We start from the raw sequence: 21,940 nt of genomic DNA on the forward strand, positions 1-21,940 counted from the left end.
TCTTCCGCTTCGGTGAGGCGGTATTTACGGAGGGCGCACCGAAGTCGCAAGAGGGAAAATCGAGAAAGATGACATTTTTTCAAAAGCCTCGGAATGTTGCGCCAGATGTTGGGGTTGGCGCAATTTTCAGCACAAATTCGCCGCGATGCGGCACGGATTGCTGCGCGACCTAGGCAAGGCTTGCTTTCCGCTGGGGAAAGGGCAGCCGCAGCACCAGCAAAAGCAGCAGAATCGCGGCGTGAAGCAGCGCATCGCCCCACCAAACTTTGGAAATCATCACGAAATGCAGCGCGCCCAAGACCGCCACCGCATAGGTGGCCTTGTGCAAACGCCGCCAGTTCAGCCCGCCCAGCCGTCGAATCGCGGCATTGGAGGATGTGATGGCCAGAGGAATCATCAAAACGAATCCCGCCATGCCGACGATGATATAGGGACGCTTAACCAGATCGGCGCCAATCTCGGCCCAGCGGAAGGCCAGATCGAGGCTGACCCAGACCGCCAGATGCAAGGCGACATAGGTAAAGGTGATCAGACCCAACGCGCGGCGGAACTTGATCAGGTTCAGCCCGGCAAACCGACGCAGGGGCGTGACGGCCAGACAGAGGATCAGGAACTTGATTCCCCAATCACCCAGATCCCTTTCCAGCGTCTTGACGGGATCGGGACCAAGGTTGTTCGTCACCGCCTGCAGGATCAACAGGCCCAGCGGCACCAATGCCAGCATCCAGACAGCCCAGACCGGAACACGGCGCGCGAAAGCATTCACCCGGTCCATCAATAGTTCACCGCCAGATCCATGCCTTTATACAGGCTGGCCACCTCGGCCTCATAACCATTGAACATCCGTGTATCCTCGCGGCCCGCAAACAGGCCCGCGCCCACACGGCGTTCGCTGGCTTGGCTCCAGCGCGGATGGTCCACGGTCGGGTTCACATTGGCATAGAAGCCATATTCATTCGGCTGCATCATGTTCCAGGTGGTTGACGGCATCTCGGCCACCAAGGACATCTTCACGATGCTCTTGATCGACTTGAAACCATATTTCCACGGCACGACCAGCCGGATTGGCGCGCCGTTCTGGTTCGGCATCGGCTCGCCATACAATCCTGTCGCCAGAATCGTCAGCGGATGCATCGCCTCGTCCAGCCGAAGCCCTTCGCGATAGGGCCAGTCCAGCGCCGGCGTTTGCTGGCCCGGCATTTCCTCGGGCCGCATCAGGGTTTCAAAGGCGACATACTTGGCCCCCGACTGCACCCCCACCCGGTTCAGCAGATGCGAAAGCTCAAACCCGACCCAGGGCACCACCATCGACCAGGCCTCGACACAGCGGAAACGGTAAATCCGTTCCTCCAGCGGCGCGCCCTTCAGGATATCGGCCAGACCATAGCTGCCTGGCTTGTCCACCAGACCGCCGATTTCCACCGACCAGGGATCCGTCGTCAGCGCCGAAGCATAGCGGGCGGGATCGGCCTTATCAAAACCGAACTCATAATAGTTGTTATAGCTGGTGATCTCGTTCAGCGGGTTCGGCGCTTCGTCGGTCGAGTATTTACTTTTCGCATATTCCGCCAGCGCCGGGCTGGCGAGCAGCGCAGCCCCTGCCCCCGCAATCAACTGGCGACGGTTCAGGAACAGGGATTTCGGGGTCACATCAGACCAATTCAGCGGACGCATGGGGTTTTCCTTTCGGTGCTGCGAAAGAACATGCCTCAGAGTGTTGAAAAGGCAAAATCATCTTGCGTCAACTTCACGGCACGCGGCTGAAACAATTCTCATCACGCCGCCTCACACGGGTTCACATGAATTTGGCTGGAAACTCATCCGGGGCCGGGCTTAGCGCGTCACCGCAAACCGTCAACGGCCACTCACAGGGATTTTCACCTGATCCGGTTGAAACTTTCCCACGTCTTCCCTGCGCCAAGCCGATTTGGCAGATCATGAAGGGAGCCAAAAATGATCCGCAGAACCTTTATCGCTCTGACCACTGCCACGTTCCTGTCGTCGCCCGCTTGGGCGCAGGACAAGGACATCGTTGATACCGCAGTGGGCGCGGGGAACTTTACCACCCTGGCCGCAGCGCTGGAGGCCGCCGGACTGGTCGAAACGCTGAAGGGCGAAGGCCCGTTCACCGTATTCGCCCCGACCGACGCCGCCTTTGCTGCTTTGCCTGCCGGCACGGTGGAAGACCTGCTGAAGCCGGAAAACAAGGACAAGCTGACGGCCATCCTGACCTATCACGTCGTGCCGGGCAAAGTGATGTCCACCGACCTGAGCGAAAGGTTGAAGGCCGCGACGGTGCAGGGCGGTGAGGTGACCATCACGCTGGAAGGCGGGCCAAAGGTGGATGGTGCGGTGATTTCCGCGCCGGACATCGCGGCCTCGAACGGGGTGATTCATGTGATCGACTCGGTCATCATGCCGAAAATGTAAGACAAAGGGCCGGGGAAACCCGGCCCTTTTGCTTTTGGAATAATCCATTGCCCTTGCGCGTCATGCTATCTCTGACCTGTGCTGCGTGTTGGTATCGAAATGATTGCGCTTTCCGCCACGATTCTCCTACAAAGGTCGCAGACCGGTGTTTCGGCGCGGGTCTGGGAAAGATTGATTGCCAAGCAAACGGCCAGGCGATCCGGCGGAGGTCGTTTCACGGTGACGATAAGGCAAGGCAGGGCAGGCGATTTACCCATGCAAAGCGAGCTGGTCAGTCTTTTGCCCCGGCTGCGGCGCTTTGCTGTCTCGCTCACACGAAACGGGCCTGATGCCGATGATCTGGTGCAAGAGGCCTGCATCAAGGCAATGGCCAATGCGCAGGATTGGGACCGCAGCCAGACCCTAGACCGCTGGGTATTCCGCATCCTGCGCAACCACTGGATCAGCGAATTGCGCAAAAGACAGGTGCGGCTGGGCCAAGGCCATGTCGATGTGCATGAAACCGAAGAGTTGATCACGACCACGACCGCCGAGCATGATCTGGCGGCGCGGCAGGTGATGGGGCGGCTGGCGGGCCTTCCCCCGGCGTTTTCCAGCGCGCTTTTGCTGGTGGCGGTGGAAGGCTATAGTTACAAAGAGGCGGCTGAAATTCTGGGCATCCCGCAAGGCACGGTGATGAGCCGGATTTCACGGGCACGGGCCTTGCTGGCCGATCAGTTGTCTTTGGTTGGGGGGGTGTGATGAACGATCTGTCGATGCAGCTTTCCGCCCTTCTGGATGGTGAACTTTCCACAGCAGAAGCCGAGGCATTGCAGCAAAAGATGCAGGCCGATCCTGCTTTGCAGGCCGAATATGACCGCTTGGTTTCGGCCAATAATCTGGCGCTGGCCGAATTCGCCGCGATGCTGGAACAGTCCTTGCCGCTGGCCTTGGCGCGGACGGTATCGCAAGCGCCTTTGGCTGTTCCGGCCAATATGCCCCGCGCGCCGCGCCCTTGGTTGCAGATTGCGGCGGCTTTGGCCTTGGCTGTTCTGACAGGCACTGGCGGCTATATGGCCGGGCAGCGGCAAGGCGCGGTTCAGCTTGCCGCCGCCGATTGGGTGGCCGAGGTCGCAACCTATCACAAGGTCTATGCCGCCCAAGGGCGGCATCTGGTCGAGGTTCCAGCCAGTGAATCGGAACATCTGGTCAGTTGGCTTTCGAAAGAAACCGGCGTGCCCTTCACCATCCCGGATCTGTCGGCCCAAGGGCTGACCTTTGAGGGCGGACGCTTGCTGGTGGCCGCCGGTCAGCCGGTGGGGCAATTGATGTATCGCGATGCTTCGGGAGCCGTCATCGCCCTGTGCTTCATAGCCTCGGACAAACCCGCCAGCGAAACCGTGCGGCGCGATCTGGATGGTTTCGATGCCTTGATCTGGGGCAAGCCGGGGGCACGGTTCATCGTGATCGGGCCGAAGGGCGACGATAGGTTGCCAGAAGTGGCGCGGATTGGGCAAAATATCTAGACCTGATTAGATATACACCAGCGAATAGACGTATGATTTGTTACCCTTGCGACTGACCCATAGGCCTTCGGGCGGGCAGGATGTTGGCTGATCAGCCGGCAGAACAGACCAAGGACGCCCCGCGATCCCGCCATCATCGGGCTGAATAGCAACCCAGCCCCAGTCCCGCCGATACGTGATCCACAAGTCAGGCCGATCCTGCCGTTGAAAGCCGCTTTGACCCGTCACGTCGGTTGCCCGTTCGAAAATATAGACCAGATCATCTATATGGCGACGCAGTTCGAAACTGTGGATGGCGTGTGATTCGGTCATGCGCGGGCCATTCTGTGTTTTGATTGACGGGACTCAATCAAAAGAACTCCGACAATAAAAGGGCGGGGCCAAGGCCCCGCCAGTTTGCTGCATACACACTGTTTCTTAGGGGCGGGCGAGATGCCAGACACCGCCCATGCCTTCACCATTCACATCACCAGAGGCGGCATCTCCGGCAAAGAAATACAAGGGTCGACCGTTCAGCGCCCATTGCAGGCTGCCATCCTTGCGGGTGATTTTCGTCAGCCCACCTTCATCCGCGACTTCTTCCTTGGCAGCAAAGGGCGGCCAGGCGGTGGCGCAATCGTCGTAGCAAGCCGATTCACCACCTGCGTCCTTGTCAAAGGTGTAAAGCGCCATGCCGTCCTTGTTTACCAGAACATCACCCGCCGAGGTGCTGGCAGTTTGGGTCGGCGCGGCAAAAGCCATCGGGGCCACCGCAACGAATGCGGCGACAAATGCGTAAAGTTTCATGTTGTGCTTCCTTGGGTTTCTCGCAGGTCACAACCTGCACATTCCCATGACGCACCAGCCCAGCGCTTTATTCCGGCACATCAGAAAAAAGCCGCCCCGAAGGGCGGCTTTCTTTAGTGAACCACGGCATCCTGCGGCTTGCGTCGGTTGCTCGCCGAGACGCGGTCGCCTACGATCAACCCTTCCGGCCCCGCCGTGACGGCGACCGTCGCCCCGTCCAGCACATCGCCCGCAAGGATCATCTCGGCCAAGGGGTCTTGCAGGTTCTTCTGGATCACCCGCTTCAAAGGCCGGGCCCCGTAAACCGGATCATAGCCTTCGTCCCCCAGCCAATCCAGCGCCGCCCTGTCCAGCTCCAGCGCAATCTTGCGCCCAGCCAACCGCCTTTCCAGCAACGCCAGTTGCACCTTCACGATGCCGTCCATGTCGCCCCGCGTCAGCCGGTCAAAGATCACCATCTCGTCCAGACGGTTCAGGAATTCCGGCCGGAAATGGCTGCGCACCGCCTCCATCACCTCGGCCCGCGCCCGCGAAGGGTCAGCCCCGTCCGGCAGTTCCGACAAGGCCCGCGCCCCAAGGTTCGAGGTCAGGATGATCAGCGTTTGCTTGAAATCGACGGTGCGTCCCTGACCATCAGTCAGAACCCCATCATCCAAGACCTGCAACAGCACGTTGAACACATCTGGATGCGCCTTTTCCACCTCGTCAAACAGGATCACCTGATAGGGACGCCGCCGCACCGCTTCGGTCAGAACCCCGCCCTCATCATAGCCCACATAGCCGGGCGGGGCGCCGATCAGACGGCTGACGGCGTGTTTCTCCATGAATTCGCTCATGTCGATCCGCACCATCGCCTGATCATCGTCAAACAGATATTCCGCCACAGCCTTGGTCAGTTCGGTTTTCCCAACCCCCGTCGGCCCCAGAAACAGGAAACTGCCCAAGGGACGCCGTTCGTCGTTCAACCCAGCCCGCGCCCGGCGCACCGCATTGGCCACCGCTGTCAGCGCCGCCCCCTGCCCGATCACCCGCTTGCCCAGTTCCTCTTCCATCTTCAGCAGCTTTTCGCGTTCGCCTTCCAGCATCTTGGTCGTCGGAATCCCGGTCCAGCGTTCCACAACGCCCGCAATCTGTTCGGGGCGCACCGCTTCGGCCACCATCGCCTCGGAATCCTTCGCCTCGGCCTCGGCCAACTGCTTTTCCAGCCCCGGAATGATCCCATAGGACAATTCCCCAGCCCGACCCAGATTGCCTTCGCGCTTCACCTGTTCCAGTTCCGCCCGCGCCCGGTCCAGCTGTTCCTTCAGGCCCCGCGCCTGTTCCAGCGTATCCCGGTCCGCCTGCCATTTCGCCGTCATCGCCGCCGACCGTTCCGTCAGCCCCGACAGTTCCAGCAACAGCTTTTCCAGACGGTCCCGGCTGGCCGCGTCGTCCTCTTTCTTCAAGGCTTCCGCTTCGATCTGCTTTTGCAGGATTTCCCGGTCCAAGGCGTCCAGTTCCTCGGGCTTGGAATCCACCTCCATCCGCAGACGGCTGGCGGCTTCGTCCACCAGGTCAATCGCCTTGTCCGGCAGAAAACGGTCGGTGATATAGCGATGGCTCAGCGTTGCTGCTGCGACCAAGGCGCTGTCGCTGATCCGCACCCCATGGTGCAGTTCATACTTTTCCTTGATCCCCCGCAGGATGCTGATCGTATCCTCCACCGTCGGCTCGGACACAAAAACCGGCTGGAACCGACGGGCTAGGGCCGCGTCCTTTTCCACATATTTCCGGTATTCATCCAGCGTCGTCGCCCCCACGCAATGAAGCTCACCCCGCGCCAGGGCCGGTTTGATCAGGTTCGCCGCATCCATCGCCCCTTCGGATTTCCCCGCCCCAACCAGCGTGTGCATCTCGTCGATGAACAGGATCACCTCGCCCGCCGCCGCCGAAATTTCCGACAGGATCGCCTTTAGACGTTCCTCAAATTCACCGCGATACTTCGCCCCTGCAATCAAGGCCCCCATATCCAGCGCCATCAACCGCTTGTTCCGCAAAGATTCCGGCACATCGCCAGAAATGATCCGCAAGGCCAGACCTTCGGCAATCGCCGTCTTGCCCACCCCCGGCTCGCCAATCAGCACCGGATTGTTCTTTGTCCGTCGCGAAAGCACCTGCATCGTGCGGCGAATTTCTTCGTCCCGCCCGATGATCGGATCAATCTTGCCCTGTTCCGCCGCCTCGGTCAGATCGCGGGCATATTTCTTCAAGGCGTCATAACCGGCCTCGGCATTCACCGTATCCGCCGTCCGGCCCTTGCGCACGTCATTGATCGCCGCGTTCAGCGCCTGCGCGTTCACCGCGCCCGCGACCAACGCATCCTTGGCCTTCGACGGCACCATACACAGCGCCATCAGCACCCGTTCCACCGGAACAAAGGAATCCTTAGCCTTTTCCGCCAGCTTTTCCGCCTCGTCCAACACGCGGACCAACGCGGTATCGACATAGACCTGCCCATCGCCGCCGCTGACCTTCGCCAGCTTGCCGACCGCCAAGGTCACCGCTTCCGCCACACGTTCCGGCGCACCACCCGCCCGACGGATCAGGTTCGACGACAGCCCCTGATCATCATCCATAAGCGCTTTCAGCAGATGTTCCGGCAAAACCCGCTGCTGGCCTTCGCGCATCGCAATCGTCTGGGCTGCCTGCAAAAAGCCGCGCGCCCTTTCCGTGAACTTTTCCAAATTCATCGGTCACTCCCACCATCAAGCACCCATCGCGCGCCGCCCACCATGGCACGACCCGCCGGGCCTCTATGCAAATTTGGGAAGCATGGCCTTCTCTCGCAAGTCTTTCGCTTTCATCTTGCCAAAAATACCTAGGGGGAGCCGAAGGCGGGGGGCAAAGCCCCCCCGAACGCATAGGCTTATGGCCAAAGGCCATTCCGCTAGATCACATAGGACACAAAAGCAAAGGCCGAAGAATCTGGTGACCAGCAGGGCACATTGATCGTGCCTTGCCCGCCGTTGAACTCCACCAGCCGCACCCGATTGCCGCCTTCCATATCGCACAGACACAAAGCCACCGGCAGGTTCGGCGGATGACCCAGGGTTCCGGGCGGATAGGCCAGATACAGCAGGCGCTGCCCATCCGGCGAAGGATGTGGGAACCAGTTCACGTATTCATCGGCGAACAGCTTACGCTGCCCCGAGCCGTCTGGTCCCATCACCCAGATCTGCGCATGTCCATCCCGGTCGCAGTTGTAATAAATGCAGGAACCATCCGGTGAATAATCCGGCCCATCACAATGCCCCTCGCCATTCGTCAGCCGCACCTCTGCGCCGCCACCGACCGGAATGGTATAGACATCAATCACCCTCCGGTCGCCTCGCGCCGCCACATAGGCCAAGGTCTTGCCGTCCGGTGACCACCCATGCCACCAGCTTGGCGCATCCTCTGTAATCGCCTTCGGCGTCCCCCCACCCGCAGGCAAGGTGAAAATCTCGCTCCCCCGCGCGGTATGGTGCGAAATGGCGATCAGCGAACCATCCGGGCTGATCCCATGGTCGTTGTTGCACTTGTCCGCAAAGCCCGTGTCCACCATGGCCAGCGACGGTGCGGCCAAATCCACCCGGAACAAATACCCCTCACCATTCACCAGCAGGTTCGCCCCCGAAGGATCCCAGTTCGGTGCTTCGATATGCCGGTCCGTTTCCAGCACGACCCGCGCCGAACCGCGGGCCACATCCCAGATTTGCAGAATCGACCGCATCATTTGTCCTTTGGCGTCAGCAGTTTCGGTGGCCGCACCTGTTCGGCCGCCTTGAACAGGCTGAAGGTCTGGTTCACATAGTTCACGATCCCCCCGATCTTGTCCATGTAACCCGCCAATTCCGGCGTCCGTTCCGCCTCCACCACCTGCACGGGCCGATCCGGCCCTTCCGCCTCGAACTGGCAATAGAACAGGGGTTCGCCCCGCCGCAGGATGATGTCCTTTTCCGGCTCGTGCCATTCAAAGGCCCACATCAGGGGCCGTGGCCAGACGTTGATGGGGAAGCGCCCCCCGAAAATCGTGCCCGGCAAGGGATCGCGCCGATAATGCGCGAACGTCCCCAGTTGCGTCATATAGACCGTCTCATCCGCAATAAAGCAGTAGGGCAGCATCAACTGGATGGTCGGCCTATCGGGGAAACGCCATTCCACCTCGTTCACCAGCGTCAGCAGTTCCCCCAGCTTCGAAGCCCTGATGCTCGACGCCGCCCCCGCCCGGTTGATCAGATGCCCCTTGCCGTCCTTGTCCCGCCCGAAACCGATGTGCAGATCGAACGGGCATTTCACCACGAAATAGCGGCTTTCCATCTGGATCACGGCCGGGCAGCGGCTCGCCGACTTCGCATGAGTCTTGTTCGTCTGGCGAAAGATCAAGCGTTCCGGCGGATCATAAAGGATCGCCCCCTTGTCTTGTGTCAGAAACCAGCCCACCGTCACCGGCCCGGATTTCGGCCCTTCCTCGGGCCGGTCGAATGTCAGGGTAATGTCCATCATGCCTCACAATTTGCAGGGAAGGTCAACAATGGCCGGGACAAAGTCAACCATTCGCAGAGCGCTTGCACCATTCCCGCCCCCGCCCTATCAGGCGTGAAATCAACAGGAGAAACAGATGACAGCCGATGACCGTCTGATCGTGGCGCTGGACGTGCCGAATGTTGTGCAGGGGCTGGAACTGGCCGACAGGCTGGGCGATGCCGTTTCCTTTTACAAGATCGGGCTGGGAATGTTGACCGGGGGTGGTTTTGCCTTGGCCAATGAATTGAAGCACGAGCGCGGCAAGCGTGTGTTTCTGGACATGAAGCTGTTCGACATCGGCGCGACGGTCGAGGCGGCCGTGCGTGGGATCGCGCAACATGGCCTTGATTTCCTGACCGTCCACGGCGACCCGCAGGTCGTACGGGCGGCGGCCATCGGCAAGGGCGGGACCGATCTGAAAATTCTGGCGGTGACGGTGCTGACCTCTTTGGACCGGGCCGATCTGGATGCCAACCTGACCAAAGTGGGCGATCTGCGCGAGATCACCGTGGAGCGCGCAGCGCGTGCCCTGCTGGCCGGGGCGGATGGTGTGATCACCAGCCCGCAAGAGGCCGCCCTGATCCGTGCCCTGCCCGAGGCGCGCGGCAAGCTGATTGTCACGCCAGGCGTGCGGCCCGAAGGCGCGGCTTTGGGCGACCAGAAACGGGTGGCAACGCCAAGGCAAGCGATCCGCGACGGCGTCGATCATATCGTGGTGGGCCGCCCCATCTGGCAGGCCGACGATCCGCAAGCCGCCGCAAGGGCACTGATCGCGTCTTTGGCGTGATCCGCTTCCCTTGTGGGGGAACGTTGGGCTACTATGTGGATGGAAATTAAGACCAACAAGGGATGGAAAACCAAATGAATAATCCGAATGATATTGGGGAATGGATTGGCTGGGTGCTGAACAGCAATCTGCTTTGGGTGGCCTTGGCCATTCTGATTTTGCTGACCCTGCTGAAAGCGGTGCGCATCGTGCCGCAAAGCGAGAAATATGTGGTCGAGCGTCTGGGCCGTTTTCGCGCCGTGCTGGGGCCAGGTTTGAATATGATCATCCCCTTCCTGGATGCCGTGCGGCACAAGGTCTCGATCCTAGAACGCCAGCTTCCTACCGCCAGCCAAGATGCGATTACCGCCGACAACGTCTTGGTCAAAGTTGAAACCAGCGTCTTCTACCGCATCACCGAACCGGAAAAGACTGTTTATCGCATTCGTGACGCCGATGCCGCCATTGCCACGACCGTCGCAGGCATCGTGCGCTCGGAAATCGGCAAGCTGGAACTGGATCAGGTCCAGTCGAACCGTTCCGAATTGATCACCAAGGTGCGCGAAGCCGTGGCCCTGATGGTCGATGACTGGGGGGTCGAGGTGACGCGGGCCGAAGTGCTGGACGTCAATCTGGACGAGGCAACCCGTGCAGCGATGTTGCAGCAGTTGAACGCAGAACGCGCCCGCCGCGCCCAAGTGACCGAGGCCGAGGGTAAGAAGCGGGCGGTGGAGCTGAACGCGGACGCTGAGCTTTATTCGGCGGAACAACAGGCCAAGGCCCGGCGCGTTCTGGCCGAGGCCGAGGCTTTTGCAACCGGTGTGATTGCCGAAGCGATCAAGCAAAACGGTCTGGAAGCGGCCCAGTATCAGGTCGCGCTGAAACAGGTCGAGGCGCTGACAGCGGTGGGTCATGGCCCCGGCAAGCAGACGATCATCGTGCCAGCGCAGGCTTTGGAAGCCTTTGGTCAGGCGTTCAACATGCTGAAGGGAAGGGGCTGAGCCATGTTCTGGCAGGAATGGTGGGTTTGGGTTTCGGTGGGCTTTGCCTTGGGCGTGCTAGAGGTTCTGCTTCCCGGCTATATGTTCCTTGGCTTTGCCATCGGGGCGATCCTGACCGGTGTTTTGGTCGCGACCGGCCTTGTCGGTGAAAACCTTGCCATCCTGCTGGCACTCTTTGGCGCGGCGTCGGCTGTCGCCTGGCTGGCCCTTGTCCGTTATTTTGGCAACAAGAAGGGTCAGGTCAAAGTCTGGGACCGGGATATCAACGACAACCCATGACGGATGAGACCTTCCACGGCGCAAAGCTGGCGCTTTTGCATCAGGATCAGGTTCTGACCTATCTGCGCGACGATTTCGCCCATATTCCCTTTCCCGGCCATTGGGATTTTCCCGGCGGGGGAAGGGAGAACAGCGAAAGCCCCTCGGAATGCGTGCTGCGCGAAACGTTCGAGGAATTTGGCCTAAACCTGCCCCCTGAAAGACTGATCTTTTCCCGTCAATTCAACTGGACCCACAAACCCAATCACCGCGTCTGGTTCTTTGGCGGCTATCTGACGGCCGCGGAAATCGCCGCGATCCGCTTTGGCGATGAGGGCCAGCATTGGCGTATGATGGATATCGCCGAGTTTCTGGCGCATCCCTTGGCCATTCCCGATCTGAAACACCGGCTGAGTGTCTGGCTGGACGAACGGCTTTCCATTTCTCCCCAGCCCTGACATGTTGCACGCATGAAACCGATCCTTGACCCGAACGACCCCTTCTTTCGCCCCGTCTGGCGCCGCTGGGCCACCGTGATCTTCCCACTGGGATGGTCGATGTTCGAACTTTACCTCGGCAGCCATGTCTGGGCCGGGGCCTTTGGCGTGCTGGGCCTGTTCGCCTTTTACATGCTGATTATCAAAGGCCCGGATCAGCCCGCACCCTGAAGCGCGGCCTGAACCTCGGACGCAAGGGCCACCACCTCGCCGCTGGCCGCTGATTTGCCCGCTTCAACCGCACCCAGACCGTGGCCCATGGTTTCGGCAAAAACCACCCTTTGCCCCAACCGCGCCTCGGCCACCTTGGCCACCTGCCCTGCGGCCGTCGCGATTTCACCGGCCAGTCGGGTGCCTGCTTTGGCGCGGTTCAAAACCACCAGACCCGGCCGACTTTCCCGCGCGATCAGATCCAGCACGCCATCGGTCGCCCAAAGGTCCAAGTGGCTCGCCGCCACCGGGATCAGCACCAGATCAGCCTCGCGCAGCGCGGGTCGCAGGTCAGCATCGGCCTTGGGCGGTGTGTCGACGATCACAACATCATACGTTTTCCGCAGCTTTTCGCATTCATAGGCCACACCCCAGGCCGAGGCGGTTGCCAGATCCATCCCCGCCTCACCCCCGAAACGATCCCGCCGCATCAGGAACCAACGGCCCAGCGATCCCTGAGGATCGGTGTCCAGCAAGGCGACCTTTTGCCCTTGCCTGGCAAAATGGACAGCCAGATTGACGGCGAGGGTGGTTTTCCCCGATCCGCCCTTTTGCTGTGCGATGGTGATGACCTGACCCATGCGATTCTCCACCTTGCTGCGATGCAGCATAGCGCAACCGCTTGGCGATTAACAGGTGATAGACCCGCGCATTTCCCCGCTGTCGCCCGTCAGGGTGGACGGCACCAAAGTGCAGCCCGTCACTGGTTCGATCATATCGATCATCGCAGCGCGGATCGCCTGATGTTCGCCACGACCCGCCCAGCCATGGCGGATCACCTCAACCCGGTTGTCGGTGTAGAAAACGGTATAGTCCCGGCCATCTTGCGTCAGATCGACTCGTTCAGCCCAGAACATTTCCGGGGCAGGTTGCGCCCCGCAGGCCGCAAGAAGCACAAAGAGGAGAAGATGAGCACGCATAGCCCATCTTCGCCGCCCAAGGTGAACATCAGGTTAATGCGCGACCGCCGCGACATCGGGCGCAGTGATCATGCCAAACGCCACAAATCCCAGTGCAGCAAGACCCGCCAGCAACAAAAGCCATGACGCGGCCAAGCGCAGATAAGCCGTCCGCCGGATGATCACCAAGGGCAAGCCCGTGATGGCCAAGGCCACGACCGGCAGGAAAAGCGTCATGATCAAAAACTGCACAAAGGCCGTTCCCAGCCCCGTGCCATGGGCCACCGCCAAGGCGGCGACGCCAAAAGAGGCGACCAGCGCCATGCGCGGCAAGGCATCGGCTTCGTCCATCCGCAGGGCCATGGGCTCCTCCCTTCCCTTGTTGGCCCAAGGGTCAGCGTAAAACCGCGCACCGTCAACTGAAATCTGCCCTTCGACCTAAGTCGCAAGGCTAGACCCACACGCAACGAAAACGTTGACGGAAGCCCAGTGGCCCGCCTAGCGTGCCGCGCGTTTGACATCACAACAATCCAAAGGGTGGGAAATTGGCTAAGATCAACGTCGTCAGCACCGATGCTGGCTTTGATATGGGCGCACTGACTTTCGGCGTTCTGACCGAATGGTTCTATTGGCAACATGTTTCGACCAACGCTGTCTTCACCTCCAGCCAGGCCAATGACGGGACGGGCGTTGACCCGACCATCACCGGCATCGAACGTCTGCAAGTAACTGGCACGGGGCTGACCTACAGCATCAATGACGGTGCCTTGGCGATCACCGGCGGGACGATTGAAACTTTCAAATTGATGACGGACGGCGTCACGAAGGTTACGGGCACAGAACTGAACCTCAATGGTGCCGCGATGACCCAGGCTTTGGTGGCCATCCTGCTGGGCGGGCCGGATGAAACGATGGATCTCATCCTTCAGGGCGATGATTCAATCACCGGTGGCACTTTCGGCGATACGCTGACGGGTTATGCCGGAAACGATTCGCTGCTGGGCGGCGCGGGTGCAGATTCGATACTGGGCGGCGAGGGCAATGACCTGCTGAAAGGCCAGAAAGGCGCGGACCGGCTGGAGGGCGGGAATGGCAATGACACCCTGTCGGGCAGTGATGGGGCTGACCTCCTGACCGGCGGCGATGGGGCCGATGTGTTCCTGTTCGATGCCAAATTGAAGGCGAATGTCGATGCCATTGCCGATTTCAACGTGGTGGACGATCAGATTCATCTGGAAAACGCGATCTTCACCAAAATCGGCAAGCTGGGCACCTTGAAAGCCGGGGCCTATGTCGAAGGCACCAAGGCCAAGGACGCGGGCGATCGGATCATTTATGACGAAGCCACCGGCCGCATCTGGTATGATGCTGACGGCAATGGCAACGGCAAGGCCGTGCTGTTCGCCAATGTCGCGGGCGGCACCGATCTGACGAACGCCGATTTCCACATCGTCTGATCCCTTTGCGAAAGGGCACAGGGCTGGCATAGTCACACCATGCCAGCCCTGTGTCGCGATTGTCTGACCACCTTTGACGCGGGCACGCGCTGCCCCGCCTGTCGCAGTCCGCGCGTCCTGTCGCATCCCGAGTTGTTCGATCTTTCTATCGCTCATATGGATTGCGATGCCTTTTATGCTTCGGTGGAAAAGCGCGACAATCCTGACCTCAGGGACAAGGCCGTGATTGTCGGCGGTGGCCAGCGCGGCGTTGTCTCCACCTGTTGCTATATCGCCCGCATTTCCGGTGTGCGTTCCGCCATGCCGATGTTTCAGGCGATGAAGCTCTGCCCCGACGCCGTAGTCGTGAAACCGCGAATGCGGGTCTATGTCGAGGTCAGCCGCGCGATTCGTGCGATGATGGAAGACATGACACCCCATATTCAGCCCCTCTCGCTGGACGAAGCTTTCATGGATCTGTCCGGCACCACCCGCCTGCATGGGGCGCCGCCCGCCGTGATGCTGGCGCGGCTGATCAAACGGATGGAGGAGGAACTGGGCATCAGCGGCTCCATCGGCCTGTCGCACAACAAATTTCTGGCGAAAATCGCGTCTGACCTCGACAAACCCCGCGGCTTTTCGGTGATCGGGCAGGCCGAGACGCACGGCTTTCTGGCCAAACAAAAGGTGCGAATCATCTGGGGTGTGGGAACAGCCACGCAAACCGCCTTGGAACAGGGCGGCATCCGCACCATCGCCGACCTTTTACGCTGGGACAGGCGCGATCTGGGGGCACGGTTCGGCTCGATGGGTGACAGGCTGTGGCATCTGGCGCGGGGCATCGACACAAGGCCGGTTCAGCGGGACGAAGGAGTCAAATCCATCTCAAAGGAAACCACTTTCTTCGAAGATACGGGCGACGCTGACCTGCTCGACGGGCATCTGTGGCGTCTGGCTGAACAAGTGTCAGACCGCGCCAAGGCCAAGGTTCTGGCAGGCCGGACGGTCACGCTGAAGCTGAAACGCGCCGATTTCAAATTGATCAGCCGCAGACATGCGCTGGACCAGCCCACGCAATTGGCCGACCGCATCTACCGCGAGGCGCGGGCGCTTTTTGACGCGGCCCCGGACAAAGGCCCCTTCCGTCTGATCGGCGTGGGGATTTCCGACCTTTGTCCCGGCGATCAGGCCGATGCCGAGGGGGATCTGCTGGACCTGAACGCCACCAAACGCAGCGCGGCAGAACGCGCCACCGATGCGATCCGGGCCCGCTTTGGCCAGGACGCGATCATCAAGGGGCGCGCCTTACGGTGATCATTCGGCCGCCACGGGCAACACATCAGCCCCCGGCAGGCCCGCGATGACAGCGGCCACCACCCCACCGATCAAGGATTTGAACGCTGCAAAATCAGACCGTTTTTCGATGCGCTTTTCATCCATATAGAGGGATCGGTCGATCTCGATCTGGACCGCGTGCATGTTCTGCGACGGCCGCCCATAGGTCTGTGTGATATAGGCTCCCGCGAAAGGCGCATTCCGCACCACCCGCAGCCCCGCGCCGACAAAGGCCGCCTCGACAAGTTCCATGATATCGCGCCCCGCCGCTGCCCCGAAGCGGTCACCCAAAACCACATCCGGGCGGGGCTGGCCCGGTCGCAAATGGATATCCAGCGCCTCATGCGGCATCGAATGGCAATCAATCAGCACCGCCTGCCCAAACGCAGCCCGGCTTTCCTGCATCAGCCCCTTCAACGCCACATGATAGGGATACCAGAAGGAACCGATGCGATCCTCGGCCTCGACCAGACTCATCTTGCCGCGATAGATCGCCCGCCCATTCGCCACCACACGCGGTACCACCCCCAGACCGGAACTGATCCGCGGATTGTGGCTGACCCTGCGCACCCCTTCGATCAGCGCCGGGTCCAATTCATCCGCCGCCCGGTTCAGATCGACAAAAGCCCTTGGCACCCTTGCTGCAATCAACGGCGCACCCAGAGCAGGGGCCACCCCGAACAACTCATCCACAAAGGCATCTTCCGATGACCGCAGCAGGAAATCATCCAGCACGCTGGCCCGCCGCAGTGATTCGGGATAGTCCCGCCCCGAATGCGGCGAAGAAAACACCACCGAAGACATGCGGCGGTGCGGACGGATCAATGTGTAACTGCCTGCTCCCATGTCCAAGACATAACAGTCTTTCGCAATTTGCCAAAACCCCTTGAACCCCGCCCCGACACCCGCTAATAGCCCCCCATCCGACGCGGTGCCGCCCGCGTCTTTTTCTTTCGGGTGGCATTCGCAAGGGCAGCGTGGGCGGTTAGCTCAGCGGTAGAGCACTACGTTGACATCGTAGTGGCCACTGGTTCGATCCCAGTACCGCCCACCATTCATTTGGCCCAAAAGGCCGCAGTTAGAAGTGGCGCGCAGCGCCGAGGAGAAGAACGATGAAGGTTGCGAACTCGCTCCGCTCGCTCAAGACGCGTCACCGCGATTGCCAGATCGTGCGCCGTAAAGGCCGGGTCTATGTGATCAACAAGACGCAGAAGCGTTACAAAGCCCGTCAGGGCTGAACGCATCAAGGCGAACCGGAATTCGGGGCCGCGTCGGGAAACCGGGGCGGCCTTATTCTTTGGCGCATAGGGGCAGCCATGCACAGCAACCCAGCCTTTCACGACCATTCCGAACAGGAAAACCTTGGCTTCGCCACCCAGCGCGGCTTTGGCACGCTGATGGTGAACGGGGCCGATGGCCCTTTGGCCTCGCATGTGCCCTTTCTAATCGAAGGCGACCGGATCACCCTGCATCTGACCCGTTCCAACCCGATTTGCCGCGCCGGAAATGATCTGCCCGCCCTGCTGGCCGTCCAAGGCCCCGATGCCTATGTCTCACCCGATTGGTATGGGGCAGAGGATCAGGTGCCCACCTGGAACTATGTCGCCGTTCACATACGCGGGTGTCTGTCGCCCCTGCCTCCAGAAACCCTCCACGATCATCTGGTGGCACTGTCTGCCCGATTCGAAATGGGTCTGGCCCCTAAGAAGCCTTGGACCGTGGAAAAGATGTCCGACGGCGTCATGGACCGCATGATGCGGATGATTCTGCCCTATAGGATGACCATCACCAGCGTCGATGGCACCTGGAAGCTGAACCAGAACAAGCCCGAATCGCAACGCCTTGGTGCAGCGCAGGCTTTGGCGGAACAGGGATCGGTCGAACTCGCCCAACTGATGCGGGCGATCATCCGCTAGCGAGTTTTCGCCTTGCCCGACCTTGGTCGGATGACCCCGCCCAGTGGATCGCCTAAGGTGACCGCCGGTCAACGTGGGGATGACATGGCGCGTGCAAGCAAACTTGAAAAGCTGATGCTGAATCTGGTGAACGGGGCTCGGGATCGCGCGGGGCTTCGCGATCTTAAATTCGACGGAAATTTGAACGAATCAGCCGAAGATCACAGTGAGTGGATGCTGCGGACCGACATTTTCAACCACACCGGCGCTGGCGGTTCGCAACCGACCGAGCGCATGCGTGAAGCGGGCTATCGGCTGACGGGCAACTGGTTGACGGGGGAAAACATCGCCTTGGTCAGCATTGATGGGGATGGCAGCCTGAAAGATGAGGTGCGCCAATTGCACCAGATGCTGATGAACAGTCCCGGCCATCGGGCGAATATCCTCAAAGGTGGTTATCAGGACATTGGCATCGGAATTGAAAGGGGCAGTTTCAAAATCAATGGGCAAGTCTTTGACGCTTTGGTTGTCACGCAGAATTTCGGGCGCAGCGCAGCCCCCCGTCAAATCGACGCTGAGCCTTTGGCGCTGAATGCGCCGTCACGCGACGCCTTGTTTGCCCCGCCAGCCACAAGCCAAGCCGTATCTGCCCAAAGCTTTTTCACCCCATTTTGGGCCGCCGACGATTTCCTGTTCTAGGGCTTTCCATTGCGGCGAAACCGGACCAATTTGCGCGCAAAGCATCGGAGGGTTTCATGCGCCTGTTCTATTCCCCGACCTCACCCTACGTCCGTAAGGTCAGCGTTGTCTTGCAGGAAACCGGCCTCGCGGATCGCGTCACGCTGACGCCCGTTGCAGGCAACCCACTTGCCCCCGGCACAATGCCTGTCGATCACAACCCTTTGGGCAAGGTTCCCGCGCTGGTCTTGGACAACGGGCAAGTGCTTTTCGACAGCCGCGTGATCACCCGCTATCTGGACACCCAGGCCAAAGCCGGGCTTTATCCCGAGGGCGAGGCCGTCTGGGCCATCCTGACCGCCGAAGCCTTGGCCGACGGCATTCTGGATGCCGCCCTGGCCGCTGTCTATGAAACCCGCCTGCGGCCCGAGGAGATCCGTTTTGTCCCTTGGGTCGAGGGGCAGATCGCCAAGATCAACCGCGCCCTTGATGCCGCCGAGCGCGATCATGCGCCCTTGCTGCACGGCCCGCTGACCATGGCCCAGATCGCCTTGGGCGTCGCGCTGGGCTATGTCGATTTTCGGCTGGCCCATCTGGAATGGCGCGCCACCCGCCCGCATCTGGCCGCATGGGAGGCCGAATTCGGCCAGCGTCCGGCCATGCTGGCCACCCGTCCGGTCGGCTGAAACGGGCAAAGTCGCCACCCCGATGAAAAATACCGGGCCTTGATGGCGCTAAAGGCCGAATTGCGACCCTTCCCAGCCCTTTGACCGCTGGACGCGCCGCGACATGTTGGCTAAACCCAGCCCGTCAGGCCGGGATTCCGGTCCGCAGGTCACAGGGCCGCGCCGGGCGCGCCGCCCCTTCAGGAGAAGAGCTCGTGTCCCACGCTGAAGACAATCCGGGCACCCGCCGGGACTTTCTTTATTACGCCACCGCAGGTGCCGGGGTTGTCGCCACGGGCGCTGCTGTCTGGCCGCTGGTCAACCAAATGAACCCTGCCGCCGATGTGCGCGCCCTGGCCTCGATCTTTGTCGATGTCAGTGCCGTCGAAGTCGGCCAGCAGTTGACGGTGAAATGGCTGGGCAAACCCGTCTTCATCCGCCGCCGCACCCCCGAAGAGATCGAGGCGGCGCGCGCTGTGTCGCTGGATGTGCTGATCGACAAGGGCGCGGAGAACGCGAACCTTGCCGCGCCAGGCGATGCTTCCGACCAGAATCGCGCGATGGACGAAGCCGGCGAATGGCTGGTGATGATGGGCGTCTGCACCCATCTGGGCTGTGTGCCGCTGGGTGACGGTGCTGGTGATTTTGGCGGCTGGTACTGCCCCTGCCACGGGTCGCACTACGACACCTCTGGCCGCATCCGCAAAGGCCCGGCACCGCGCAACCTGCCGGTTCCCGTCGCCACCTTCACCGACGCCACCACCATCAAGCTGGGCTAAGGAAACGCATCATGGCCGGTATTCCGCACGACCATTACGAACCCAAGTCGCAGCCCGAAAAGTGGTTGCATTCCCGCCTGCCGATCGTCGGGCTTGTCTATGACACCCTGATGATCCCGACGCCCAAGAACCTCAACTGGATGTGGATTTGGGGCATCGTTCTGGCTTTCTGCCTTGCCTTGCAGATCATCACCGGCATCGTGCTGGTCATGCATTACACGCCGCATGTTGATCTGGCCTTTGCCAGCGTCGAACACATCATGCGCGACGTGAACGGCGGCTATATGATCCGCTATCTGCACGCGAACGGCGCTTCGCTGTTCTTCTTTGCCGTCTACCTGCACATCTTCCGCGGCCTTTACTACGGCAGCTACAAAGCCCCGCGCGAAGTGACTTGGATCATCGGCATGCTGATCTATCTGGCCATGATGGGCACCGCCTTCATGGGCTATGTTCTGCCTTGGGGCCAAATGTCCTTCTGGGGCGCCACCGTGATCACCGGCCTGTTCGGCGCGATCCCCGGCATTGGCGAACCGATCCAGACTTGGCTGCTGGGCGGCCCGGCCGTCGACAATGCCACGCTGAACCGTTTCTTCAGCCTGCATTACCTGCTGCCCTTCGTCATCGCGGGTCTTGTGATCGTCCACATCTGGGCGTTCCATTCGACAGGTAACAACAACCCCACTGGGGTTGAGGTCCGCCGCACCTCGAAGGAAGACGCCGCCAAGGACACCGTTCCCTTCTGGCCCTATTACGTCATCAAAGATCTGTTCGCGCTTTGCCTGATCCTGATCGTCTTCTTTGCGGTCGTCGGCTTTATGCCCAACTATCTGGGCCACCCCGACAACTATCTTGAGGCGAACCCGCTTTCCACCCCGGCCCATATCGTGCCGGAATGGTACTTCCTGCCCTTCTACGCCATCCTGCGCGCCTTTACCGCGGATGTCTGGGTTGTGCAGATTGCCGAGTTCATCTCGTTCGGCATCATCGACGCCAAGTTCTTTGGTGTTCTGGCGATGTTCGGTGCGATTGCGGTGATGGCGCTGGCCCCTTGGCTGGACACCTCCTCGGTGCGCTCGGGTCGCTATCGGCCCAAGTTCAAGATGTGGTTCTGGCTGCTTTGCATCGACTTTGTCGTGCTGGGCTGGGTCGGGGCACAATCGACCGAATTCCCCTATGACTGGATCAGCCTGATCGCGGCGACCTATTGGTTTGCCTACTTCTTGGTGATTCTGCCGCTGCTGGGAATCATCGAAAAGCCCTTGCCGATCCCGGCGACGATCGAAGAAGACTTCAACGCCCATTACGGGCCTGCGAACCCCGCCGAGTAAGCCAGGGAAGGATGAGAACAATGATGTTCCGCAAGATTGCACTTGGTGCTGCATCGACCCTGGGTTTGCTGGCTGGGGGGGCTTTCGCCGAAGGTGGGGCCCATATCGAGGACCACGCCTTTGCCCATGAGGGCCCGTTCGGCAAGTTTGACGAGTTTCAGCTTCAGCGTGGCTTGCAGGTCTTTACCGAGGTCTGCTCGGCCTGCCACGGGCTGAAATATGTGCCTGTGCGCACCCTGTCCGACGAAGGCGGCCCGCGCATGCCCGAGGATCAGGTTCGCGCCTATGCCAAGGACATGCTGCCGCCGGTCGCCGATCCGGTCACCGGCGAAGAGCGCCCGCGTGAGGTCAGCGACAAGTTCCCAGAAAACACCGGGGCGGGGGCACCCGACCTGTCGCTGATGACCAAGGCCCGCGCTGGCTTCCACGGCCCTTATGGTCTGGGTATCAACCAGATGATGAAGGGCATGGGCGGCCCGGAGTATGTCTATTCGATCCTGACGGGCTATGCCGAAAACCCGGCCTGCGCGCCGGATGGGATTGATGGCTATTACTACAATACGGCTTTTGCGAATGGTGGCATCCCGGACAGCTGCAAAGATGAGGCGGGGCATTCCACCATCACCGGCAGCTGGATCGCGATGGCCCCGCCGCTTTCGGATGACATCGTGACCTATGCCGATGGCCATGCGGCCACCGTGCACCACACGGCGGAGGATGTGACCAGCTTCCTGACCTGGGCCGCCGAGCCGAAAATGATGGCCCGTAAACAGGCAGGCCTGACCGCCATTATCATTCTGTCGGTGCTGACTGTCCTGCTTTACTTGACCAACAAAACGCTTTGGGCCGGGGTCAAAGGCAAGAAAAAGGCGCATTGATCTGACAGGCCCTCAAGACCTGAAAACCCCGCTGAAAGGTGGGGTT

Annotated in this window: 28 protein-coding genes and 1 tRNA gene; 18 read left to right on the forward strand and 11 right to left on the reverse strand. The window is 60.6% G+C overall.

All coding sequences use genetic code 11. The annotated features are described in order from the left end of the window. Window positions 1–169 precede the first annotated feature (169 nt). Both msrQ and msrP read right to left on the reverse strand, forming a co-directional pair. On the reverse strand, window positions 170–775 hold the full coding sequence (gene msrQ, locus IE095_RS05045) for a protein-methionine-sulfoxide reductase heme-binding subunit MsrQ (RefSeq protein WP_189410548.1): 606 nt from the start codon (window positions 773–775) through the stop codon (window positions 170–172). Then, window positions 775–1,674 carry a protein-methionine-sulfoxide reductase catalytic subunit MsrP gene (gene msrP, locus IE095_RS05050; protein WP_189410549.1) on the reverse strand — a complete coding sequence of 300 codons (900 nt, stop codon included), beginning with the start codon at window positions 1,672–1,674 and terminating at the stop codon, window positions 775–777. The genes msrQ and msrP overlap by 1 nt, the downstream gene beginning before the upstream one ends. A gap of 279 nt (window positions 1,675–1,953) precedes the next feature. On the opposite strand from msrP, the gene IE095_RS05055 reads away from it, so the two are divergent. From IE095_RS05055 to IE095_RS05065, 3 genes are all read left to right on the forward strand, one after another. Continuing rightward, window positions 1,954–2,430, forward strand: a complete 477-nt coding sequence (locus IE095_RS05055; RefSeq protein ID WP_189410550.1) for a fasciclin domain-containing protein — start codon at window positions 1,954–1,956, stop codon at window positions 2,428–2,430. Window positions 2,431–2,529: 99 nt separating this feature from the next. Further along, window positions 2,530–3,171, forward strand: coding sequence for an RNA polymerase sigma factor (locus tag IE095_RS05060; RefSeq protein ID WP_189410862.1), 642 nt, complete (start codon window positions 2,530–2,532; stop codon window positions 3,169–3,171). Beyond that, complete coding sequence (locus IE095_RS05065; protein WP_189410551.1) at window positions 3,171–3,935, forward strand: anti-sigma factor family protein; 765 nt, start codon at window positions 3,171–3,173, stop codon at window positions 3,933–3,935. The genes IE095_RS05060 and IE095_RS05065 overlap by 1 nt, the downstream gene beginning before the upstream one ends. Window positions 3,936–3,941: 6 nt before the next feature. Here the strand turns inward: IE095_RS05065 and IE095_RS05070 are convergent, their stop codons facing one another. From IE095_RS05070 to IE095_RS05090, 5 genes are all read right to left on the reverse strand, one after another. Beyond that, on the reverse strand, window positions 3,942–4,247 hold the full coding sequence (locus IE095_RS05070; protein WP_189410552.1) for a hypothetical protein: 306 nt from the start codon (window positions 4,245–4,247) through the stop codon (window positions 3,942–3,944). 105 nt (window positions 4,248–4,352) lie between these two features. Next, window positions 4,353–4,721, reverse strand: coding sequence for a COG4315 family predicted lipoprotein (locus IE095_RS05075; protein ID WP_189410553.1), 369 nt, complete (start codon window positions 4,719–4,721; stop codon window positions 4,353–4,355). Between the two features lie 113 nt (window positions 4,722–4,834). Then, window positions 4,835–7,450 (reverse strand): ATP-dependent chaperone ClpB, encoded by a 2,616-nt coding sequence (gene clpB / locus IE095_RS05080; protein ID WP_189410554.1) that lies wholly within the window; start codon window positions 7,448–7,450, stop codon window positions 4,835–4,837. Window positions 7,451–7,647: 197 nt separating this feature from the next. After that, window positions 7,648–8,472, reverse strand: a complete 825-nt coding sequence (locus tag IE095_RS05085) for a TolB family protein (RefSeq protein ID WP_189410555.1) — start codon at window positions 8,470–8,472, stop codon at window positions 7,648–7,650. Beyond that, window positions 8,472–9,242, reverse strand: coding sequence for a hypothetical protein (locus IE095_RS05090; protein WP_189410863.1), 771 nt, complete (start codon window positions 9,240–9,242; stop codon window positions 8,472–8,474). The genes IE095_RS05085 and IE095_RS05090 overlap by 1 nt, the downstream gene beginning before the upstream one ends. A 118-nt stretch (window positions 9,243–9,360) precedes the next feature. Here IE095_RS05090 and pyrF point away from each other — a divergent pair, with 118 nt between their 5' ends. The 5 genes from pyrF (at window position 9,361) to IE095_RS05115 (ending at window position 11,959) form a co-directional block, all read left to right on the forward strand. Beyond that, the gene (gene pyrF, locus IE095_RS05095; protein ID WP_189410556.1) at window positions 9,361–10,053 is read left to right on the forward strand and encodes an orotidine-5'-phosphate decarboxylase; all 693 of its coding nucleotides are present in this window, start codon (window positions 9,361–9,363) and stop codon (window positions 10,051–10,053) included. A gap of 74 nt (window positions 10,054–10,127) precedes the next feature. After that, the gene (locus IE095_RS05100) at window positions 10,128–11,033 is read left to right on the forward strand and encodes an SPFH domain-containing protein (RefSeq protein ID WP_189410557.1); all 906 of its coding nucleotides are present in this window, start codon (window positions 10,128–10,130) and stop codon (window positions 11,031–11,033) included. 3 nt (window positions 11,034–11,036) lie between these two features. Then, complete coding sequence (locus IE095_RS05105; RefSeq protein WP_189410558.1) at window positions 11,037–11,312, forward strand: NfeD family protein; 276 nt, start codon at window positions 11,037–11,039, stop codon at window positions 11,310–11,312. Beyond that, entirely contained in the window at window positions 11,309–11,749 is a 441-nt protein-coding gene (locus IE095_RS05110; protein ID WP_189410559.1) for an NUDIX hydrolase, read from the forward strand. Before IE095_RS05105 ends, IE095_RS05110 begins: the two co-directional genes overlap by 4 nt. A 12-nt stretch (window positions 11,750–11,761) precedes the next feature. Continuing rightward, window positions 11,762–11,959, forward strand: a complete 198-nt coding sequence (locus IE095_RS05115; RefSeq protein WP_189410560.1) for a hypothetical protein — start codon at window positions 11,762–11,764, stop codon at window positions 11,957–11,959. Here the strand turns inward: IE095_RS05115 and parA are convergent. Genes parA through IE095_RS05130 form a run of 3 tightly spaced genes read right to left on the reverse strand, consistent with a single transcriptional unit; the run spans window position 11,944 to window position 13,260 of the window. Next, complete coding sequence (gene parA / locus IE095_RS05120; RefSeq protein ID WP_229804535.1) at window positions 11,944–12,609, reverse strand: ParA family partition ATPase; 666 nt, start codon at window positions 12,607–12,609, stop codon at window positions 11,944–11,946. The genes IE095_RS05115 and parA overlap by 16 nt on opposite strands. A gap of 18 nt (window positions 12,610–12,627) precedes the next feature. Next, window positions 12,628–12,918, reverse strand: coding sequence for a hypothetical protein (locus IE095_RS05125; protein WP_189410561.1), 291 nt, complete (start codon window positions 12,916–12,918; stop codon window positions 12,628–12,630). 33 nt (window positions 12,919–12,951) lie between these two features. Further along, window positions 12,952–13,260: a hypothetical protein gene (locus IE095_RS05130; protein WP_189410562.1), complete on the reverse strand. Its 309-nt coding sequence runs from the start codon at window positions 13,258–13,260 to the stop codon at window positions 12,952–12,954. A gap of 182 nt (window positions 13,261–13,442) precedes the next feature. Here IE095_RS05130 and IE095_RS05135 point away from each other — a divergent pair, with 182 nt between their 5' ends. Both IE095_RS05135 and IE095_RS05140 read left to right on the forward strand, forming a co-directional pair. Next, window positions 13,443–14,354 (forward strand): calcium-binding protein, encoded by a 912-nt coding sequence (locus IE095_RS05135; protein WP_189410563.1) that lies wholly within the window; start codon window positions 13,443–13,445, stop codon window positions 14,352–14,354. A 39-nt stretch (window positions 14,355–14,393) separates the two neighbouring features. Continuing rightward, window positions 14,394–15,647, forward strand: a complete 1,254-nt coding sequence (locus tag IE095_RS05140) for a DNA polymerase IV (RefSeq protein ID WP_189410564.1) — start codon at window positions 14,394–14,396, stop codon at window positions 15,645–15,647. Here IE095_RS05140 and IE095_RS05145 read toward each other — a convergent pair whose 3' ends face one another. Then, complete coding sequence (locus tag IE095_RS05145) at window positions 15,648–16,514, reverse strand: N-formylglutamate amidohydrolase (protein ID WP_189410565.1); 867 nt, start codon at window positions 16,512–16,514, stop codon at window positions 15,648–15,650. It abuts the gene before it with no gap. 133 nt (window positions 16,515–16,647) lie between these two features. On the opposite strand from IE095_RS05145, the gene IE095_RS05150 reads away from it, so the two are divergent. The 8 genes from IE095_RS05150 to IE095_RS05185 all read left to right on the forward strand — a co-directional run bounded on the left by IE095_RS05150 (window position 16,648) and on the right by IE095_RS05185 (window position 21,894). Beyond that, window positions 16,648–16,722, forward strand: a tRNA-Val gene (locus IE095_RS05150). A 58-nt stretch (window positions 16,723–16,780) separates the two neighbouring features. Beyond that, window positions 16,781–16,906, forward strand: a complete 126-nt coding sequence (gene ykgO / locus IE095_RS05155; protein ID WP_100196728.1) for a type B 50S ribosomal protein L36 — start codon at window positions 16,781–16,783, stop codon at window positions 16,904–16,906. A 78-nt stretch (window positions 16,907–16,984) separates the two neighbouring features. Then, on the forward strand, window positions 16,985–17,584 hold the full coding sequence (locus IE095_RS05160) for an FMN-binding negative transcriptional regulator (protein ID WP_189410566.1): 600 nt from the start codon (window positions 16,985–16,987) through the stop codon (window positions 17,582–17,584). 84 nt (window positions 17,585–17,668) lie between these two features. Further along, window positions 17,669–18,262, forward strand: a complete 594-nt coding sequence (locus tag IE095_RS05165) for a CAP domain-containing protein (protein ID WP_189410567.1) — start codon at window positions 17,669–17,671, stop codon at window positions 18,260–18,262. A gap of 56 nt (window positions 18,263–18,318) precedes the next feature. Then, entirely contained in the window at window positions 18,319–18,927 is a 609-nt protein-coding gene (locus tag IE095_RS05170; RefSeq protein ID WP_189410568.1) for a glutathione S-transferase, read from the forward strand. Window positions 18,928–19,121: 194 nt separating this feature from the next. Beyond that, a complete protein-coding gene (petA, locus tag IE095_RS05175) occupies window positions 19,122–19,685 on the forward strand; it encodes a ubiquinol-cytochrome c reductase iron-sulfur subunit (RefSeq protein ID WP_189410569.1) in 564 nt (187 codons plus the stop codon). Between the two features lie 11 nt (window positions 19,686–19,696). After that, a complete protein-coding gene (gene petB, locus IE095_RS05180) occupies window positions 19,697–21,016 on the forward strand; it encodes a cytochrome b (protein ID WP_189410570.1) in 1,320 nt (439 codons plus the stop codon). Window positions 21,017–21,039: 23 nt separating this feature from the next. Beyond that, the gene (locus IE095_RS05185; RefSeq protein WP_189410571.1) at window positions 21,040–21,894 is read left to right on the forward strand and encodes a cytochrome c1; all 855 of its coding nucleotides are present in this window, start codon (window positions 21,040–21,042) and stop codon (window positions 21,892–21,894) included. Window positions 21,895–21,940 lie beyond the last annotated feature (46 nt).

It is taken from the genome of Neogemmobacter tilapiae (assembly GCF_014652215.1).
GTDB classification, from domain to species: Bacteria; Pseudomonadota; Alphaproteobacteria; order Rhodobacterales; family Rhodobacteraceae; genus Neogemmobacter; species Neogemmobacter tilapiae.

What these genes read in the sequence shown, in the direction of transcription:
- msrQ (WP_189410548.1), bottom strand. Translation starts at nt 775, where the DNA reads ATGGACCGGGTGAATGCTTTCGCGCGCCGTGTTCCGGTCTGGGCTGTC.
- msrP (WP_189410549.1), bottom strand. Translation starts at nt 1,674, where the DNA reads ATGCGTCCGCTGAATTGGTCTGATGTGACCCCGAAATCCCTGTTCCTG.
- IE095_RS05055 (WP_189410550.1), top strand. Translation starts at nt 1,954, where the DNA reads ATGATCCGCAGAACCTTTATCGCTCTGACCACTGCCACGTTCCTGTCG.
- IE095_RS05060 (WP_189410862.1), top strand. Translation starts at nt 2,530, where the DNA reads ATGATTGCGCTTTCCGCCACGATTCTCCTACAAAGGTCGCAGACCGGT.
- IE095_RS05065 (WP_189410551.1), top strand. Translation starts at nt 3,171, where the DNA reads ATGAACGATCTGTCGATGCAGCTTTCCGCCCTTCTGGATGGTGAACTT.
- IE095_RS05070 (WP_189410552.1), bottom strand. Translation starts at nt 4,247, where the DNA reads ATGACCGAATCACACGCCATCCACAGTTTCGAACTGCGTCGCCATATA.
- IE095_RS05075 (WP_189410553.1), bottom strand. Translation starts at nt 4,721, where the DNA reads ATGAAACTTTACGCATTTGTCGCCGCATTCGTTGCGGTGGCCCCGATG.
- clpB (WP_189410554.1), bottom strand. Translation starts at nt 7,450, where the DNA reads ATGAATTTGGAAAAGTTCACGGAAAGGGCGCGCGGCTTTTTGCAGGCA.
- IE095_RS05085 (WP_189410555.1), bottom strand. Translation starts at nt 8,472, where the DNA reads ATGCGGTCGATTCTGCAAATCTGGGATGTGGCCCGCGGTTCGGCGCGG.
- IE095_RS05090 (WP_189410863.1), bottom strand. Translation starts at nt 9,242, where the DNA reads ATGGACATTACCCTGACATTCGACCGGCCCGAGGAAGGGCCGAAATCC.
- pyrF (WP_189410556.1), top strand. Translation starts at nt 9,361, where the DNA reads ATGACAGCCGATGACCGTCTGATCGTGGCGCTGGACGTGCCGAATGTT.
- IE095_RS05100 (WP_189410557.1), top strand. Translation starts at nt 10,128, where the DNA reads ATGAATAATCCGAATGATATTGGGGAATGGATTGGCTGGGTGCTGAAC.
- IE095_RS05105 (WP_189410558.1), top strand. Translation starts at nt 11,037, where the DNA reads ATGTTCTGGCAGGAATGGTGGGTTTGGGTTTCGGTGGGCTTTGCCTTG.
- IE095_RS05110 (WP_189410559.1), top strand. Translation starts at nt 11,309, where the DNA reads ATGACGGATGAGACCTTCCACGGCGCAAAGCTGGCGCTTTTGCATCAG.
- IE095_RS05115 (WP_189410560.1), top strand. Translation starts at nt 11,762, where the DNA reads ATGAAACCGATCCTTGACCCGAACGACCCCTTCTTTCGCCCCGTCTGG.
- parA (WP_229804535.1), bottom strand. Translation starts at nt 12,609, where the DNA reads ATGCTGCATCGCAGCAAGGTGGAGAATCGCATGGGTCAGGTCATCACC.
- IE095_RS05125 (WP_189410561.1), bottom strand. Translation starts at nt 12,918, where the DNA reads ATGCGTGCTCATCTTCTCCTCTTTGTGCTTCTTGCGGCCTGCGGGGCG.
- IE095_RS05130 (WP_189410562.1), bottom strand. Translation starts at nt 13,260, where the DNA reads ATGGCCCTGCGGATGGACGAAGCCGATGCCTTGCCGCGCATGGCGCTG.
- IE095_RS05140 (WP_189410564.1), top strand. Translation starts at nt 14,394, where the DNA reads ATGCCAGCCCTGTGTCGCGATTGTCTGACCACCTTTGACGCGGGCACG.
- IE095_RS05145 (WP_189410565.1), bottom strand. Translation starts at nt 16,514, where the DNA reads ATGGGAGCAGGCAGTTACACATTGATCCGTCCGCACCGCCGCATGTCT.
- ykgO (WP_100196728.1), top strand. Translation starts at nt 16,781, where the DNA reads ATGAAGGTTGCGAACTCGCTCCGCTCGCTCAAGACGCGTCACCGCGAT.
- IE095_RS05160 (WP_189410566.1), top strand. Translation starts at nt 16,985, where the DNA reads ATGCACAGCAACCCAGCCTTTCACGACCATTCCGAACAGGAAAACCTT.
- IE095_RS05165 (WP_189410567.1), top strand. Translation starts at nt 17,669, where the DNA reads ATGGCGCGTGCAAGCAAACTTGAAAAGCTGATGCTGAATCTGGTGAAC.
- IE095_RS05170 (WP_189410568.1), top strand. Translation starts at nt 18,319, where the DNA reads ATGCGCCTGTTCTATTCCCCGACCTCACCCTACGTCCGTAAGGTCAGC.
- petB (WP_189410570.1), top strand. Translation starts at nt 19,697, where the DNA reads ATGGCCGGTATTCCGCACGACCATTACGAACCCAAGTCGCAGCCCGAA.
- IE095_RS05185 (WP_189410571.1), top strand. Translation starts at nt 21,040, where the DNA reads ATGTTCCGCAAGATTGCACTTGGTGCTGCATCGACCCTGGGTTTGCTG.